This window comes from Flagellimonas meridianipacifica, assembly GCF_003001695.1.
In the GTDB taxonomy this organism is placed as follows: domain Bacteria; phylum Bacteroidota; class Bacteroidia; order Flavobacteriales; family Flavobacteriaceae; genus Flagellimonas; species Flagellimonas meridianipacifica.
Window position 1 is genome coordinate 83426 of the sequence record NZ_PVYX01000003.1, and the last position, 15565, is coordinate 98990.

The 15565-nt window shown below is 40.2% G+C and carries 16 protein-coding genes and 5 tRNA genes; all 21 read left to right on the forward strand.

The genetic code is table 11. The features are described 5' to 3' along the window. The 21 genes from CLV81_RS20840 to rpoB all read left to right on the forward strand — a co-directional run bounded on the left by CLV81_RS20840 (position 1) and on the right by rpoB (position 15555). Entirely contained in the window at positions 1 to 228 is a 228-nt protein-coding gene (locus CLV81_RS20840) for a PspC domain-containing protein (protein WP_106147895.1), read from the forward strand. 3 nt (positions 229 to 231) lie between these two features. After that, on the forward strand, positions 232 to 1239 hold the full coding sequence (locus tag CLV81_RS19810; protein WP_106147897.1) for a potassium channel family protein: 1008 nt from the start codon (positions 232 to 234) through the stop codon (positions 1237 to 1239). An 87-nt stretch (positions 1240 to 1326) separates the two neighbouring features. Next, entirely contained in the window at positions 1327 to 2934 is a 1608-nt protein-coding gene (locus CLV81_RS19815; protein ID WP_106147899.1) for an alanine/glycine:cation symporter family protein, read from the forward strand. Between the two features lie 10 nt (positions 2935 to 2944). Then, entirely contained in the window at positions 2945 to 3838 is an 894-nt protein-coding gene (locus tag CLV81_RS19820; RefSeq protein WP_106147901.1) for a ComEA family DNA-binding protein, read from the forward strand. Positions 3839 to 3847: 9 nt separating this feature from the next. Beyond that, positions 3848 to 5020, forward strand: coding sequence for an acyl-CoA dehydrogenase family protein (locus CLV81_RS19825; protein WP_106147903.1), 1173 nt, complete (start codon positions 3848 to 3850; stop codon positions 5018 to 5020). 82 nt (positions 5021 to 5102) lie between these two features. Then, positions 5103 to 5297, forward strand: a complete 195-nt coding sequence (gene rpsU, locus CLV81_RS19830) for a 30S ribosomal protein S21 (RefSeq protein WP_106147904.1) — start codon at positions 5103 to 5105, stop codon at positions 5295 to 5297. Between the two features lie 94 nt (positions 5298 to 5391). After that, on the forward strand, positions 5392 to 6282 hold the full coding sequence (locus CLV81_RS19835; protein ID WP_106147906.1) for a tyrosine-type recombinase/integrase: 891 nt from the start codon (positions 5392 to 5394) through the stop codon (positions 6280 to 6282). 59 nt (positions 6283 to 6341) lie between these two features. After that, positions 6342 to 6644, forward strand: coding sequence for a ribosome hibernation-promoting factor, HPF/YfiA family (gene hpf, locus CLV81_RS19840; RefSeq protein ID WP_106147908.1), 303 nt, complete (start codon positions 6342 to 6344; stop codon positions 6642 to 6644). Between the two features lie 101 nt (positions 6645 to 6745). Beyond that, positions 6746 to 6819: transfer RNA gene (locus CLV81_RS19845), tRNA-Thr, on the forward strand. 22 nt (positions 6820 to 6841) lie between these two features. Then, a tRNA-Tyr gene (locus CLV81_RS19850) sits at positions 6842 to 6924 on the forward strand. A gap of 80 nt (positions 6925 to 7004) precedes the next feature. Continuing rightward, positions 7005 to 7077, forward strand: a tRNA-Gly gene (locus CLV81_RS19855). Positions 7078 to 7163: 86 nt separating this feature from the next. After that, positions 7164 to 7235 (forward strand) — tRNA-Thr (locus tag CLV81_RS19860). A 48-nt stretch (positions 7236 to 7283) separates the two neighbouring features. After that, the gene (gene tuf, locus CLV81_RS19865) at positions 7284 to 8471 is read left to right on the forward strand and encodes an elongation factor Tu (RefSeq protein ID WP_106147910.1); all 1188 of its coding nucleotides are present in this window, start codon (positions 7284 to 7286) and stop codon (positions 8469 to 8471) included. Between the two features lie 115 nt (positions 8472 to 8586). Beyond that, positions 8587 to 8659: transfer RNA gene (locus CLV81_RS19870), tRNA-Trp, on the forward strand. Positions 8660 to 8680: 21 nt separating this feature from the next. Continuing rightward, positions 8681 to 8869, forward strand: a complete 189-nt coding sequence (gene secE / locus CLV81_RS19875; protein WP_106147912.1) for a preprotein translocase subunit SecE — start codon at positions 8681 to 8683, stop codon at positions 8867 to 8869. Positions 8870 to 8875: 6 nt separating this feature from the next. After that, positions 8876 to 9427: a transcription termination/antitermination protein NusG gene (gene nusG, locus CLV81_RS19880; protein ID WP_106147913.1), complete on the forward strand. Its 552-nt coding sequence runs from the start codon at positions 8876 to 8878 to the stop codon at positions 9425 to 9427. A 67-nt stretch (positions 9428 to 9494) separates the two neighbouring features. Then, positions 9495 to 9932 carry a 50S ribosomal protein L11 gene (gene rplK, locus CLV81_RS19885; protein WP_106147915.1) on the forward strand — a complete coding sequence of 146 codons (438 nt, stop codon included), beginning with the start codon at positions 9495 to 9497 and terminating at the stop codon, positions 9930 to 9932. Between the two features lie 18 nt (positions 9933 to 9950). Then, positions 9951 to 10640 (forward strand): 50S ribosomal protein L1, encoded by a 690-nt coding sequence (gene rplA / locus CLV81_RS19890; RefSeq protein ID WP_106147917.1) that lies wholly within the window; start codon positions 9951 to 9953, stop codon positions 10638 to 10640. 25 nt (positions 10641 to 10665) lie between these two features. Next, entirely contained in the window at positions 10666 to 11181 is a 516-nt protein-coding gene (gene rplJ, locus CLV81_RS19895; protein ID WP_106147919.1) for a 50S ribosomal protein L10, read from the forward strand. Between the two features lie 52 nt (positions 11182 to 11233). Then, a complete protein-coding gene (gene rplL / locus CLV81_RS19900; protein ID WP_106147920.1) occupies positions 11234 to 11617 on the forward strand; it encodes a 50S ribosomal protein L7/L12 in 384 nt (127 codons plus the stop codon). Between the two features lie 128 nt (positions 11618 to 11745). Continuing rightward, the gene (gene rpoB, locus CLV81_RS19905; protein WP_106147922.1) at positions 11746 to 15555 is read left to right on the forward strand and encodes a DNA-directed RNA polymerase subunit beta; all 3810 of its coding nucleotides are present in this window, start codon (positions 11746 to 11748) and stop codon (positions 15553 to 15555) included. The last annotated feature ends 10 nt before the right edge of the window (positions 15556 to 15565 follow it).

The window sequence follows — 15565 nt, forward strand, 5'->3', positions numbered from 1 at the left end:
ATGTCTTTTTTTTACAACCTTTTGTATTACTTTCAAAAAAGAGGCTTTGAGGTATGCCGTCGCATCGCTGAACGAATTGGTATACGGGCCCGAGTGGTGCGAATTACTTTCATCTATTTAACTTTTGCAACTTTGGGGTTTGGTTTTGCCTTATATCTTTTTATGGCATTTTGGCTAAAAATCAAGGACCTAGTATATACCAAGAGAACATCAGTTTTTGATTTATAGTTTATGGTTAGATTGTTCCGTTCCAAAATTGTTCTGGCTCTTTTCTTGATGATTCTTGTTTTGGTGATTGGAGTTGTTGGGTACAAATTGTTCTCAGATTTTACATGGATTGAAGCCATCTATATGACCATCATAACCGTAACTACGGTCGGTTTCTCCGAAGTACGGCCTTTGGATGAAGATGCGAAGATTTTTACTGTATTTTTAATCGTTACCAGTGTTTTTATTTTCGGATACGCCATCTCGGTGGTAACAGAATACTTATTGGGAAGAAACTCACTTCAAATTTTAAAAAAGAAAAAAGTGAAAAAAAAGATTGAAGCCCTATCAGACCACATTGTGGTCTGCGGATTTGGAAGAAATGGAATGCAAGCTGCCGATAGGTTGAAAGCATACAAAAAACCATTTGTGGTCATTGAAAAGGACAGGGAAGTCATTGAACGGTTTGAAGATGAAATACTTTTTGTGGAAGGCGACGCTAACGAGGATGAAATATTGGTTGAGGCAGGAATAGAGAGGGCTCAATACCTAATTACTGCGGTTCCAGATGATGCAGAGAATTTATTTATAGTACTCTCCGCAAGACAGCTTAACAAAGACCTGTTTATTATAAGCAGGGCCTCCCAGGTTACTTCGCTTACCAAATTACAACTCGCGGGGGCAAACAAAGTGATTATGCCAGATAAAATAGGGGGAGACCATATGGCGTCTCTTGTGGTCATGCCAGATTTAATCACGTTCATCAACCAATTGTCCATGGAAGGAGAAAACACTACGAACCTAGAGGAAGTGGAAATAGAGGATTTGACCACCCAAGTGGATTGCAATTCCATTAAGGATTTGGATTTGAGGCGTAAAACGGGCTGCACCATAATTGGGTATATAGATCCAAACGGAAATTACATCATCAACCCAGAAGCGGATTTGGTATTGGAGCCAAAAGGAAAGGTCATCGTTCTAGGAAGAGCGGAACAAATAAAAAAGCTGAATCAAATGTTTAGCATTGGCTAGTTTAACAGGTGCATTATTTGATTCCGAAGATTTTTTTTAGGATATTGCCCACTTTACATCAATTTAACGTACCAAACTTTTCAAATTATGAAGTATAGACTTCTAACGATTTTCACTCTGTTTTTACCATTGCTTACATTCGCTCAAGAAACCGCTGAAATAGGGTTAGATCAGAAGATAGATCAAGCTTTTAAGCCTGTTTCTGATTTTTTCAATACCGTTATTTTCTTTCCCGTTTTTGGAACTCCTTTTGTACTTATTCTTTTGGTAGGAAGTGCCTTGTTCTTCACGTTATATTTTAAGTTTCCGAATATTCGCCATTTTTGGACTGCGATCAACGTAGTGCGAGGAAAATATGATGAATTGGAGGGAAGTGCAGGTCATGGCGTAGAAAAAGCTGAAGTAAATATTGTAGACGGGGATTTACCCGATACCATTCGTGATGAAAGTCAAGAAGGAGAAGTAAGTCACTTTCAGGCATTGGCCACCGCAGTATCGGGAACTGTGGGTAATGGGAACATTGCGGGTGTAGCTTTGGCGATAGCCTTGGGAGGACCGGGAGCCACATTTTGGATGATCATTTGTGGGCTTCTAGGTATGTCGACCAAGTTTGTAGAATGTACACTTGGTGTTCAATATAGAGATGTTGATGAAAGCGGAACCGTATATGGTGGTCCCATGTATTACATAAGCCGAGGTCTTAAAAATAGAGGATTTAAAACCTTAGGTAAGATTGCAGCAGCGCTATTCGCCATTTTCTGTATCGGAGGTTCATTTGGTGGAGGAAATGCGGCACAATCAAACCAAGCCACCATCGTGGTTAAAGAATTGTTCGGATGGGAGAGCACTATGGCAGGTACTATAATTGGAGTTGTTTTGGCATTGTTGGTGGGTATCATTATCATTGGTGGAATAAAAAGAATTGCATCGGTAACGGAGAAAGTAGTTCCTTTTATGGCCCTGCTTTACATTTTAGCTTGTCTTTATATCATCTTTGGTAATTTCAGTCTTGTTGATGATGCTATAAGCCTGATTGTTACCGAAGCCTTTAACCCAACAGCAATAGGAGTTGGTGGGGTAATTGGAGTATTATTGGTTGGATTCAGGAGAGCTGCATTTTCCAATGAGGCGGGTGCGGGTTCAGCATCCATTGCCCACTCGGCTGTAAGAACCAAGTATTCGGCATCTGAAGGTTTGGTTGCCCTTTTGGAACCTTTTATCGATACCGTTGTAATCTGTACTATGACGGCCTTGGTTATTATCATATTTAACTTTGGGGGTGTTTTTGATTATGGTGGAGATGGTTCAGGTGTTGTTATGATTGATGGTCTTCCTTATGAAGGAGCTGGAATTACTTCCAAAGCATTTGCCGAGTATATTCCATATTCCAATGTATTCCTAACAGTGGCAGTTGTATTGTTTGCTGTTTCTACAATGATTTCTTGGTCTTATTATGGGCTTCAATCATGGAAATTTTTATTCGGTAGAGGAATGAAAACCGATTTAACCTATAAGTTGTTGTTCTTGACCTTCGTGGTTATTGGTGCAGCAGCAAGTATGGATTCTATTTGGGCTTTTTCGGATGCTATGATTTTTGCCATGGTATTCCCCAATATGGTTGGGCTGTATTTCCTTTTCCCAGAAGTGAAAAAACAGTTGAAACGCTATTTGGATGCAATAAAGTCAGGAAAATAATTTTGCACTTTTGAAAGATTTTAAATCCCATTTCAGGTTCACCAAGCAAGAACGAAATGGGATTTTCTTTTTGGTACTGTTAATTGTCCTTCTTCAGCTTGCCTATGTTTTGGTAAGAGCAACACCTGCAAACACCAATCAGGCACTTATGCTTGATGCAGAGGTACAACATCAAGTGGATAGTCTAAAACAATTGGCAATAGAGAAGGGTAGTCGAAAAATCTATCCCTTCAATCCTAACTTTATATCGGACTATAAAGGATATACTTTAGGAATGTCCCCGAAAGAAATTGACCGACTTTTTGAATTCAGGAAAACGGGGAGATATGTGAATTCTGCCACTGAGTTTCAAGAAGTAACCCAAGTTTCTGATTCTTTGCTTTTGGCAATTTCTTCCTACTTCAAATTTCCCGAATGGAAGCAAAAGAATAACAGTTCAAATACCTACACGGCTAAGGATTCAAATAAAGGGAAGCAATCCATCCCATCAAATACTATAATTGATTTGAACAAAGCGACGACAGAACAACTCAGAGAGGTTTACGGCGTAGGGGAAAAGCTATCAGCACGGATAGTAAAGTTCAGGGATAGATTGGGCGGTTTCTTAACTAATGGGCAGCTTTACGATGTTTATGGATTGGAATCCCATGTTGTTGAAGCAATTCTTCAACGTTTTCAAGTACTTCGTCCTCTTCCTGAAATCAAAAAAATCAACATTAACAATGCTACAGCTACCGAAATTGCCCAACTAGTGTATATAAAACCTTTCCAGGCCAAAGAAATTGTGAAATATCGAGAAGAAAACGGACCTTTACGTTCGTTAAACGAGATGACTAATGTGTTTAACGTTTCTGAAGAAAAGATTGACAGAATTGAATTATATTTGTCTTTTAAAGTTGATTAGTTTTTAGTTATGGTTGATACCTATTTTAATGAAGAGCATAGATTATTTCGAGAAAGTCTTAGCGATTTTTTGCAGAAAGAAGTGGTTCCTCATGTGGACGATTGGGAAAAAACAGGTGTAATTGACCGTTCTATTTGGAACAAGTTTGGCGAGATGGGCTATTTTGGTCTTCTTTACCCAGAGGCGTATGGCGGCTTGGACCTGGACTTTTTCTATACCGTTATCTTGTTGGAAGAACTTCAAAGAGTTAATTCCGGTGGATTTGCCGCTGCGATGTGGGCCCATGTTTATTTAGCCATGACCCATCTGAATGCAGAGGGAGATGAGCGTATTAAAAATGAATACCTAGCTCCCAGTATCATGGGAGATAAAATAGGATGTCTTTGTATCACCGAGCCTTTTGGAGGTTCAGATGTGGCGGGGATGCGTTCCTCTGCGGTTAAAATGGATGACCATTACGTATTGAACGGTTCCAAGACATTCATCACCAACGGTTTCTACAGCGATTATTTGGTAGTATCGGCCAAAACACAACCCGAATTAGGGAATAAAGGAATAAGTATCTTTTTAGTTGATAGAGATACTCCAGGTGTTACGGCTACTAAACTTGATAAACTGGGATGGAGAGCCTCGGACACTGCCGAAATTGCCTTCGACAATGTGAAATTACCTCTTGAAAATCTGATGGGAGAGGAGAATAAAGGTTTTTCCTATCTTATGCAGCATTTGGACCTAGAACGTTTGGTTATGGGTATTAATGCGCACGCCAGAGCAGAGCATGCTTTACAGTATACTATGGATTATATGAAAGAGCGTACCGCTTTTGGAAAATCTTTGGATACTTTTCAGGCTCTTAGACATACCATGGTGGAATTGACCTCCGAAATGGAAATGTGCAAAAGCTATAACTACATCGTAGCGAATCAACTGAATCAAGGCATATATTCGGTTAAAGAAGCGACGATTTCCAAAATGATGTCTACCAAAATGGCAGATAAGGTCATTGACGGATGTCTACAAATGTTAGGTGGATACGGATATATGGAGGAGTATCCCCTTGCCAGAATGCTTAGAGATAGCCGATTAGGTCGCATTGGCGGAGGTACTTCAGAAATCCTGAAAGAGATATTGGCCAAAATTATGATTGACAAAAAAAGCTTCGCTCCAGTTCCGCAGAGTTAAATTTTGTCCTCAGAATAGTTTACAATTCAAATTAAGTCATATCTTTGCCGTCCAAAATCTAAAAGAAAGGAGGTTGTAGCCCATGTTGATAATACCAGTAAAAGAAGGAGAAAACATAGATAGAGCTTTAAAACGTTTCAAACGAAAGTTTGACAAAACTGGCACAATGCGCCAGTTGCGTTCTAGACAACAATATACTAAGCCTTCTGTGAAGCGAAGAGCTGTGGTGCAAAAGGCACAGTATATTCAAAGCCTTAGAGATAGCGAAGAGATTTAAAGCTACATCTAATAATATATATATAGCATCCCTTGTAGAATTTCTACAAGGGATGTTCTTTTTTGTACATGTTGTAATTTGATACCTTTGAAATATGTCAGTCCATGCATTTGTTGAGTATTTGAAGCTGGAAAAGAACTATTCCAAGCACACCATACTGGCGTATGAAAAAGACTTGAAAGTATTTAACCACTTCTGTTCTGATGAATTTGATGTTCAAGACATTGACAAAATCCCTTATTCCTTTATTCGCAGTTGGATAGTACATTTGGCAGACAGCGGATTGACCAATAGAAGCATCAATCGAAAAATATCTTCCTTGAATGCTTATTATAAGTTTCTTCAAAAGACGGGTCAAATTACATCTTCTCCATTGGTAAAGCACAAAGCTCTAAAAACCAAAAAGAAAGTAGAGGTGCCTTTTTCCGAAATAGAAATGGACAAGGTGTTGACATTGATTCCTTTCAATGATGACTTTGAAGGTCTTAGGGATAGATTAATGATAGAAATGTTATACGCTACCGGGATTAGGAGAACTGAACTTGTTAATCTTAAGCTGCGCGATGTAGATTGGGCAAAAAAAGTCATAAAGGTTTTAGGAAAAAGAAATAAAGAACGCATACTTCCTTTACTGCCCAAGGTAATGTCGTTAATGGACCATTATGTTGACGAGCGTTCCAAGCTTGAAAAAGTCCAAGATGATACCTATTTGTTTTTGACCCAAGGGGGGCTTAAAATTTATGAAACACTTGTTTATCGAACTATAAATAAGTATTTTAGTTTGGTGTCTCCTAAAGTAAAAAGAAGTCCACATGTCTTAAGACATACCTTCGCAACCCATTTACTAAATCAAGGAGCCGATTTAAATGCTGTGAAAGAGTTATTGGGCCACGCGAGCTTGGCGTCCACACAGGTGTACACCCATAATAGTATAGCTGAGCTAAAAAAAGCACATCTCAAGGCCCACCCCAGGAACAAGAAGTAATGCTCTTGTCGAAGTTTAACCAGTCTACCTCTGTTGGTGGCCCTAAAAACAAAAACCATATGAAAGTAAATGCACAATCTGTAAATTTTGTGGCGGATGGAAAATTGATTGATTTCGTTCAAAAAAGAATGGACAAGTTAGATCAGTTTTATGATAAGGTCATTAGTTCTGATGTCTATTTGAAGGTGGATAACACCAGTGCAAAAGAGAATAAGATTGTGGAAATTAAATTGTTAGTGCCGAGAGATAAATTCATCGTAAAAAAACAGTGTAAATCCTTTGAAGAAGCAGTTGATTCCGCCTGTAGTTCTTTGGAAAGACAATTGGTGAAAAAGAAGGAAAAACTAAGGGCCAAGGCTTGATTAAAAATTTTTCAAATTTATTTTGAATAAACAAATAAAACGCTACATTTGCAGTCCGTTAGAAATAGCGGACTTTTTTATGCTTAAAAAAGTGGCAAAATGCCGATATAGCTCAGCTGGCTAGAGCAGCTGATTTGTAATCAGCAGGTCGTGGGTTCGAGTCCCTCTATCGGCTCGTAAGATACTGAAAATAAGGCGGGGAGATACTCAAGCGGCCAACGAGGACAGACTGTAAATCTGTTGGTTTTCACCTTCGCAGGTTCGAATCCTGCTCTCCCCACAAAAAGTTGTTCGCGGAACAACTTAAAAAGGGAAGTTTTTTGAAATAGTGAAATTGTTTGGACTTGTTCCAAAAAAAATGCGGGAGTAGCTCAGTTGGTAGAGCGTCAGCCTTCCAAGCTGAATGTCGCCGGTTCGAACCCGGTCTCCCGCTCTAAAAGACATTAATGTCATTCCTGCGAAGGCAGGAATCTCTTCCTCTAGAAAAGGAATTTTTGAGGAGTTGATTCAACACTTTACGCCGGTGTAGCTCAGGGGTAGAGCGTTTCCTTGGTAAGGAAGAGGTCACGGGTTCAAATCCCGTCATTGGCTCGAAAACGATTTGTACACTAATATAAACTAAGATTAAAATTATTTAAAATGGCAAAGGAAACTTTTGATCGTTCCAAACCGCACTTAAATATTGGTACTATTGGACACGTTGATCATGGTAAAACTACATTGACTGCTGCTATTACCACTGTTTTGGCGAACGCTGGTTTGTCTGAGCTTCGTAGCTTCGATTCTATCGACAACGCTCCTGAAGAAAAAGAAAGAGGTATTACTATTAACACTTCTCACGTTGAGTATCAAACTGAGAACCGTCACTACGCTCACGTTGACTGTCCAGGTCACGCGGATTACGTAAAGAACATGGTTACTGGTGCTGCTCAAATGGACGGTGCTATCTTGGTTGTTGCTGCAACAGATGGTCCTATGCCACAAACTCGTGAGCACATCCTTTTAGGTCGTCAGGTAGGTATTCCTAGAATCGTTGTTTTCTTGAACAAAGTTGACATGGTTGACGATGACGAGCTTTTAGAGCTTGTTGAAATGGAAGTAAGGGAATTGCTTTCTTTTTACGAGTACGATGGTGACAACGGTCCTGTTATCGCGGGTTCTGCGCTAGGTGCTTTGAACGGTGAGCAAAAGTGGGTTGACACTGTAATGGAATTGATGGCTGCTGTTGATGAGTGGATTGAACTTCCTGAAAGAGATGTTGAGAAAGATTTCTTGATGCCTGTTGAGGATGTATTCACCATTACTGGTCGTGGTACCGTTGCAACTGGTCGTATTGAAACAGGTGTTGCCAACACTGGTGATGCTGTTGATATCATTGGTATGGGTGCTGAAAAACTTGCTTCTACAATTACTGGGGTAGAGATGTTCCGTAAGATTTTGGATAGAGGTGAAGCTGGAGATAACGTAGGTATTCTTTTGAGAGGTATTGAAAAATCCGATATCAAAAGAGGTATGGTAATCTGTAAGCCAGGTTCTGTTAAACCACATGCTAAGTTCAAAGCGGAGGTTTATATCCTTAAAAAAGAAGAAGGTGGTCGTCACACACCATTCCACAACAACTACCGTCCTCAGTTCTACGTTCGTACGACTGACGTAACAGGAAACATTAATCTTCCTGATGGAGTTGAAATGGTTATGCCTGGAGATAACTTGACAATCACAGTTGATTTGATTCAGCCTATTGCATTGAATGTAGGTCTGCGTTTTGCTATCCGTGAAGGTGGTAGAACTGTAGGAGCTGGTCAGGTTACTGAAATCCTAGATTAATTATTTTATATAAAGTATTGCACTAAAGGGTGTCCGTCAATTGGCGGATACCTTTCAGTGTAATTATAAACGGGTGTAGCTCATCTCGATTTTTCGAGTGAAAGAACGCCAAAAAACGGGCGTAGCTCAGTTGGTAGAGCACTGGTCTCCAAAACCAGGTGTCGGGAGTTCGAGCCTCTCCGCCCGTGCAAGAAAATACAGTTATTGTTATGTTGACATATGTAAAAGAGTCTTTCGAAGAATTGAAAAATAACGTAACCTGGTTAAACCGGGAAAAGGCATCAAACCTTATGGTTGTTGTTGCTGTTTTTTCCATTCTTTTTGCCCTTGCAACTTGGGGAGTCGATTCTTTGTTCAGCAAATTGATCACGTTGTATTTTGAACAAGTAATAGGATAGTTCGATATGTCAGAGGTTCTTGAGAAAAAATGGTATGTAGTACGAGCTGTCAGTGGCCAGGAGAATAAAATCAAAGGCTACATTGAGAGTGAAGTAGAGAGAAATGGTTTTGGTGATTACCTGGAAGAAGTTTTAGTACCCACTGAAAAAGTGGTGCAAATCAGAAATGGAAAGAAAATCAACAAAGAAAGGGTTTACTTTCCTGGGTACATTATGATCAAAGCCAATTTAGGAGGAGAGATGGTACACATCATCAAATCAATTACCAACGTAATTGGATTCTTAGGTGAAACAAAAGGAGGTGATCCCGTGCCATTAAGAAAGTCTGAGGTGAACAGAATGCTAGGGAAAGTGGATGAATTGGCCGTTAACACAGATAACGTAGCCATTCCATTTGTACTTGGCGAAACAGTAAAGGTTATTGATGGACCTTTCAATGGTTTCAATGGAACTGTTGAGAAAATCAATGAAGAAAAGCGTAAGCTAGAGGTAATGGTGAAAATTTTCGGAAGAAAAACACCATTGGAACTTAGCTACATGCAAGTAGAAAAAATTTAATAGAGCTGTTACATATAGAAAGTTGTGTTGCTTCCAATTAACACACTTTTACATTTAATTAAAAACAATGGCAAAAGAAGTAGATAAGGTAGTTAAATTACAAGTTAGGGGAGGTGCTGCGAATCCATCGCCACCGGTTGGACCCGCCTTAGGTGCTGCTGGTGTTAACATTATGGAGTTCTGTAAGCAGTTTAATGCACGTACACAGGACAAACAGGGCAAAGTATTGCCGGTTGTTATCACCGTTTACAAAGACAAATCTTTCGAGTTTGTTGTAAAAACACCACCCGCGGCAGTTCAATTGATGGAAGCAGCTAAGATTAAAAAAGGATCTGGCGAGCCTAACAGGGTAAAATCAGGTAACGTTTCCTGGGATCAAGTAAAACAAATCGCGGAAGATAAAATGGCCGATTTGAATGCGTTTACAGTTGAATCAGCAATGATGATGGTTGCTGGTACGGCTAGATCCATGGGACTTAAGGTGTCTGGAAAAAGACCTTTTTAATCGTAAAGCAATTTTATAATGGCAAGATTAACGAAAAAGCAAAAAGAAGCCCATTCCAAAATTGACAGGAATAAATTGTATTCCTTGGAAGAGGCATCGGCTTTAATAAAAGAAATTACCAATGTAAAATTTGACGCTTCTGTTGATTTGGCAGTTCGTTTGGGTGTAGATCCAAGAAAAGCCAATCAGATGGTTCGTGGTGTGGTAACACTTCCTCACGGAACAGGAAAAGAAGTGAAAGTTTTAGCATTGGTGACCCCAGACAAGGAAGCAGAAGCTAAAGAAGCTGGTGCTGACTTTGTAGGGTTGGATGAATATTTGGATAAAATCAAAGGGGGATGGACAGACGTTGACGTTATCATCACCATGCCTAGTGTTATGGGTAAACTAGGACCTTTAGGTAGAATCTTAGGACCAAGAGGTTTAATGCCCAATCCAAAAACCGGAACTGTAACAATGGATGTGGCTAAGGCTGTAACCGATGTTAAGGGAGGTAAGATAGATTTTAAAGTGGACAAAACTGGAATTGTGCACGCAGCAATTGGTAAATCATCTTTTTCGGCAGATAAAATTGCTGGAAATGCCAAAGAATTGATAGATACTTTGGTGAAGTTGAAGCCTGCTGCAGCAAAAGGGGTATACATGAAGAGTATCTACCTTTCCAGCACAATGAGTCCCAGTGTTCAATTAGATCCAAAAGCAGTTTAATAACTGGTAGCTCAATAATTTAATTATGACAAGAGAAGAAAAAGCAATCGTAATAGAGGACTTGACTGCACAGTTGGCCGATAATGCCAATATTTATTTGGCGGATATTTCCGGCTTGGACGCTGTTGCTACTTCTAACCTTAGAAGAGCATGTTTCAAGGCGAACATTAAGCTTGCAGTAGTGAAGAATACCTTGCTCGCAAAAGCAATGGAAGCTTCAGATAAGGAGTTTGGTGAACTTCCCGAAGTGTTAAAAGGCAATACATCTTTGATGTTGTCCGAAACTGGGAATGCACCGGCAAAACTTATCAAAAACTTCAGAAAGAAATCTGATAGACCTTTACTTAAAGGGGCTTTTATCGAAGAAGCTATCTATGTAGGGGATGAGAACTTGGATGCACTTGTAAATATTAAGTCCAAGGAGGAAGTTATCGGAGATATCATTGGATTGTTACAATCCCCAGCCAAAAACGTTATTTCTGGTCTTAAGTCCGGAGGTGGTAAATTGGCAGGTATCCTTAAAACCCTTTCTGAAAAATAATTCGCGCACAATAACTAAGTATATTTTACAAATTTGATTAAACGATAGAAAAATGGCAGATTTAAAAGATTTTGCAGAACAGTTGGTTAACCTAACCGTAAAAGAGGTAAACGAGTTGGCTGACATATTAAAAGAAGAGTACGGTATTGAGCCTGCTGCTGCTGCAGTTGCAGTTGCTGGAGGTGGTGCCGCTGCTGGAGGTGGTGAAGAAGCCGCTGAAGAAAAGTCAGAATTTGACGTAATCCTTACCGCAGCTGGTGGTTCTAAACTAGCTGTTGTTAAGTTGGTTAAAGAACTTACAGGTCTTGGATTGAAAGATGCTAAAGAAATCGTTGATAGTGCTCCTAAAGCTGTTAAAGAAGGAGTTGCTAAAGACGAAGCTGAGGGTATCAAAAAATCTTTGGAAGAAGCAGGAGCAGAAGTTGAGCTTAAATAATAGCTTTTACCATACAAATTGGGTTAAGGTCTTTCCATAAAAATGGTTAGACCTTAGCCTGTTTTTACAGCTATGTGTGATGGCACACATGACCCACTAGAGAATTCACTATCAAAATTTGTCCATTGATGTTCACAAATCATACTGAAAGAGTAAATTTCGCATCCGCTAAGAACATACCGGAATACCCGGATTTCTTGGACATTCAGATCAAGTCGTTTCAAGACTTTTTCCAGCTTGAGACCAAATCTGACGAGAGAGGAAATGAAGGGCTCTACAACACCTTCATGGAAAATTTTCCAATTACAGATACCAGAAACCAGTTTGTACTGGAATTCTTGGATTACTTTATAGATCCACCTAGATACTCCATCCAAGAATGTATCGAAAGGGGACTTACCTATAGCGTTCCGTTAAAAGCACGTTTGAAATTATACTGTACTGACCCTGAGCACGAGGATTTCGAAACCATCGTTCAGGATGTGTATTTGGGTACTATCCCTTACATGACACCTAGTGGTACATTCGTAATCAACGGTGCTGAGCGCGTTGTGGTTTCTCAATTGCACAGATCTCCGGGGGTATTCTTCGGACAATCATTCCATGCGAATGGAACCAAATTGTACTCTGCAAGGGTAATTCCTTTCAAAGGGTCTTGGATTGAATTTGCTACTGATATCAATGGCGTTATGTACGCTTACATTGATAGAAAGAAAAAATTACCCGTAACCACACTTTTCCGTGCTATCGGATTTGAGCGTGATAAGGACATTTTAGAGATTTTCGACCTTTCCGAGGAAATAAAAGTATCCAAAGCTGGACTTAAGAAAGTGTTGGGCCGAAAATTGGCAGCAAGGGTATTGAACACATGGCATGAGGATTTCGTAGATGAGGATACAGGAGAAGTAGTTTCCATCGAAAGAAACGAGATTATCCTTGATCGTGATACTATTCTTGAAAAAGAACATGTAGATGAAATTTTGGACGCTGATGTGAAAACTATTCTTCTTCATAAAGAAAATAGTTCACAGTCAGATTATGCCATTATCTATAATACATTACAAAAAGACCCTACCAACTCTGAAAAAGAAGCGGTAGAGCACATTTATAGACAATTGCGTAACGCTGAACCACCCGATGAGGAAACTGCACGTGGAATCATCGACAAGCTGTTCTTCTCTGACCAACGATACAATTTGGGAGAAGTTGGGCGTTACCGAATGAACAAAAAGTTAGGTCTTGATATCGGAATGGACAAGCAGGTTTTGACCAAGGAAGATATTATCACCATAATCAAATATTTGATTGAGCTAATCAATTCCAAAGCGGAGATTGATGATATCGATCACTTGTCAAACCGTCGTGTTAGAACCGTGGGAGAGCAATTATCCTCTCAGTTTGGAGTAGGTTTGGCGCGTATGGCACGTACCATCCGTGAGCGTATGAACGTTCGGGATAATGAGGTATTTACGCCTATTGATTTGATTAATGCGAAGACATTATCTTCAGTTATCAACTCATTCTTTGGTACCAACCAGTTGTCTCAGTTTATGGATCAAACGAATCCATTGGCTGAGATTACGCACAAGCGAAGACTATCGGCACTTGGACCTGGAGGTCTTTCCCGTGAAAGAGCAGGTTTTGAGGTTCGTGACGTTCACTACACGCACTACGGAAGACTTTGTCCTATTGAGACTCCTGAAGGACCAAACATTGGTTTGATATCTTCCTTGGGTGTTTTCGCCAAAGTAAATCCAATGGGATTCTTGGAAACACCATATAGAAAAGTGGAGGATGGAAAGGTAAACACCAAAGAGTTTACCTATCTAAGTGCTGAGGAAGAGGAAGGAATGAAAATAGCTCAGGCTAACATTCCAATGAAGGAGGATGGACAAATTGATTCTGATAAGGTAATTGCCCGCGAAGAAGGGGATTTTCCAGTAGTAGATCCTAGTGAAGTAAACTATACGGACGTTGCTCCAAACCAGATTGCTTCCATTTCTGCTTCTTTGATTCCTTTCTTGGAGCACGATGATGCAAACCGAGCTTTGATGGGCTCAAATATGATGCGTCAGGCGGTTCCACTGTTAAGACCGGATTCTCCTATTGTGGGTACAGGTCTTGAAAGACAAGTTGCTACAGATTCTAGAGTGTTGATCAATGCCGAAGGTGATGGTGTCGTGGAATATGTGGATGCTCAGAAAATTACCATAAAGTACTCCAGAAGCGAGCAGGAAAAATTGGTAAGTTTTGAAGAAGACTCCAAGACATATAACTTGGTTAAATTCAGAAAAACCAACCAAGGTACTTCCATCAACTTGAAACCTATCGTAAGAAAAGGGGACAAGGTGAAGAAAGGACAGGTGCTTTGTGAAGGATATGCTACGCAAGCTGGAGAATTGGCTTTGGGTCGTAACATGAAGGTGGCCTTTATGCCATGGAAAGGGTACAACTTCGAGGATGCAATTGTTATTTCTGAAAAAGTGGTTCGTGAAGATATCTTCACATCCATTCATATTGATGAGTATGCGCTTGAGGTACGAGATACCAAATTGGGTGCTGAGGAATTGACCAATGATATTCCTAACGTATCTGAAGAAGCTACCAAAGATTTGGACGAGTATGGTATGATCCGTATTGGAGCCGAGGTTAAACCTGGTGACATCCTGATTGGTAAGATTACACCAAAAGGGGAATCAGACCCAACTCCAGAAGAAAAACTACTTCGCGCCATCTTTGGTGACAAAGCAGGGGATGTAAAAGATGCTTCCTTGAAAGCTTCTCCATCTTTGCGAGGTGTGGTAATCGATAAGAAGTTGTTCTCTCGCTCCATCAAGGATAAGCGTAAGCGTTCCGAAGATAAAGAAGCGATTTCCCGATTGGAAATGGATTACGAAGTGAAATTCCAGCAATTAAAAGATGTTTTGGTTGAAAAACTCTTTGGATTGGTAAGTGGAAAAACTTCACAAGGTGTAATGAACGATTTGGGAGAGGAAGTGCTTCCAAAAGGAAAGAAATATACCATCAAAATGTTGAACTCCGTTGATGACTTCGCTCACTTGGTAAGCGGTAGTTGGACTACGGATGATGCTACAAATACTTTGGTTGCTGACCTATTGCACAACTATAAGATTAAGCTGAATGATATTCAAGGAAACTTGAGAAGGGATAAATTCACCATTTCAGTTGGTGATGAACTTCCTGCAGGTATCATGAAGTTGGCCAAGGTCTATATCGCCAAAAAGCGTAAGCTGAAAGTGGGAGACAAGATGGCAGGTCGTCACGGTAACAAAGGTATCGTGGCACGTATCGTTCGTCAGGAAGATATGCCTTTCTTGGAAGACGGAACACCAGTGGATATCGTCTTGAACCCACTTGGGGTGCCATCTCGTATGAACATTGGTCAGATTTATGAAACGGTTCTAGGTTGGGCCGGTCAGAAATTAGGTAGAAAATATGGTACGCCAATTTTTGATGGAGCTACGCTAGACCAGATAAATGCACTTACCGATGAAGCGGGCGTTCCAAGATTTGGACACACCCATCTTTATGATGGTGGTACAGGTCAGCGTTTTGATCAAGCGGCAACCGTTGGTGTTATCTACATGTTGAAATTAGGTCACATGGTAGACGATAAGATGCACGCCAGGTCTATTGGACCATACTCATTGATTACGCAACAACCATTGGGTGGTAAAGCCCAGTTTGGTGGTCAGCGATTTGGTGAAATGGAGGTATGGGCATTGGAGGCCTATGGAGCTTCTTCTACGCTACGTGAAATCTTGACAGTAAAGTCGGATGATGTAATCGGTAGGGCGAAGACTTATGAGTCCATTGTAAAAGGTGAGACTATGCCAGAACCTGGATTGCCAGAATCTTTCAACGTATTGATGCACGAACTTAAAGGTTTGGGCTTGGATATCCGTTTGGAAGAATAGAATAAACTAA

Bases quoted from the DNA above. Each gene is read 5' to 3' on its own strand.
- CLV81_RS20840 (WP_106147895.1), top strand. From the start codon at position 1: ATGTCTTTTTTTTACAACCTTTTGTATTACTTTCAAAAAAGAGGCTTT.
- CLV81_RS19810 (WP_106147897.1), top strand. From the start codon at position 232: ATGGTTAGATTGTTCCGTTCCAAAATTGTTCTGGCTCTTTTCTTGATG.
- CLV81_RS19815 (WP_106147899.1), top strand. From the start codon at position 1,327: ATGAAGTATAGACTTCTAACGATTTTCACTCTGTTTTTACCATTGCTT.
- CLV81_RS19825 (WP_106147903.1), top strand. From the start codon at position 3,848: ATGGTTGATACCTATTTTAATGAAGAGCATAGATTATTTCGAGAAAGT.
- rpsU (WP_106147904.1), top strand. From the start codon at position 5,103: ATGTTGATAATACCAGTAAAAGAAGGAGAAAACATAGATAGAGCTTTA.
- CLV81_RS19835 (WP_106147906.1), top strand. From the start codon at position 5,392: ATGTCAGTCCATGCATTTGTTGAGTATTTGAAGCTGGAAAAGAACTAT.
- hpf (WP_106147908.1), top strand. From the start codon at position 6,342: ATGAAAGTAAATGCACAATCTGTAAATTTTGTGGCGGATGGAAAATTG.
- tuf (WP_106147910.1), top strand. From the start codon at position 7,284: ATGGCAAAGGAAACTTTTGATCGTTCCAAACCGCACTTAAATATTGGT.
- secE (WP_106147912.1), top strand. From the start codon at position 8,681: ATGTTGACATATGTAAAAGAGTCTTTCGAAGAATTGAAAAATAACGTA.
- nusG (WP_106147913.1), top strand. From the start codon at position 8,876: ATGTCAGAGGTTCTTGAGAAAAAATGGTATGTAGTACGAGCTGTCAGT.
- rplK (WP_106147915.1), top strand. From the start codon at position 9,495: ATGGCAAAAGAAGTAGATAAGGTAGTTAAATTACAAGTTAGGGGAGGT.
- rplA (WP_106147917.1), top strand. From the start codon at position 9,951: ATGGCAAGATTAACGAAAAAGCAAAAAGAAGCCCATTCCAAAATTGAC.
- rplJ (WP_106147919.1), top strand. From the start codon at position 10,666: ATGACAAGAGAAGAAAAAGCAATCGTAATAGAGGACTTGACTGCACAG.
- rplL (WP_106147920.1), top strand. From the start codon at position 11,234: ATGGCAGATTTAAAAGATTTTGCAGAACAGTTGGTTAACCTAACCGTA.
- rpoB (WP_106147922.1), top strand. From the start codon at position 11,746: ATGTTCACAAATCATACTGAAAGAGTAAATTTCGCATCCGCTAAGAAC.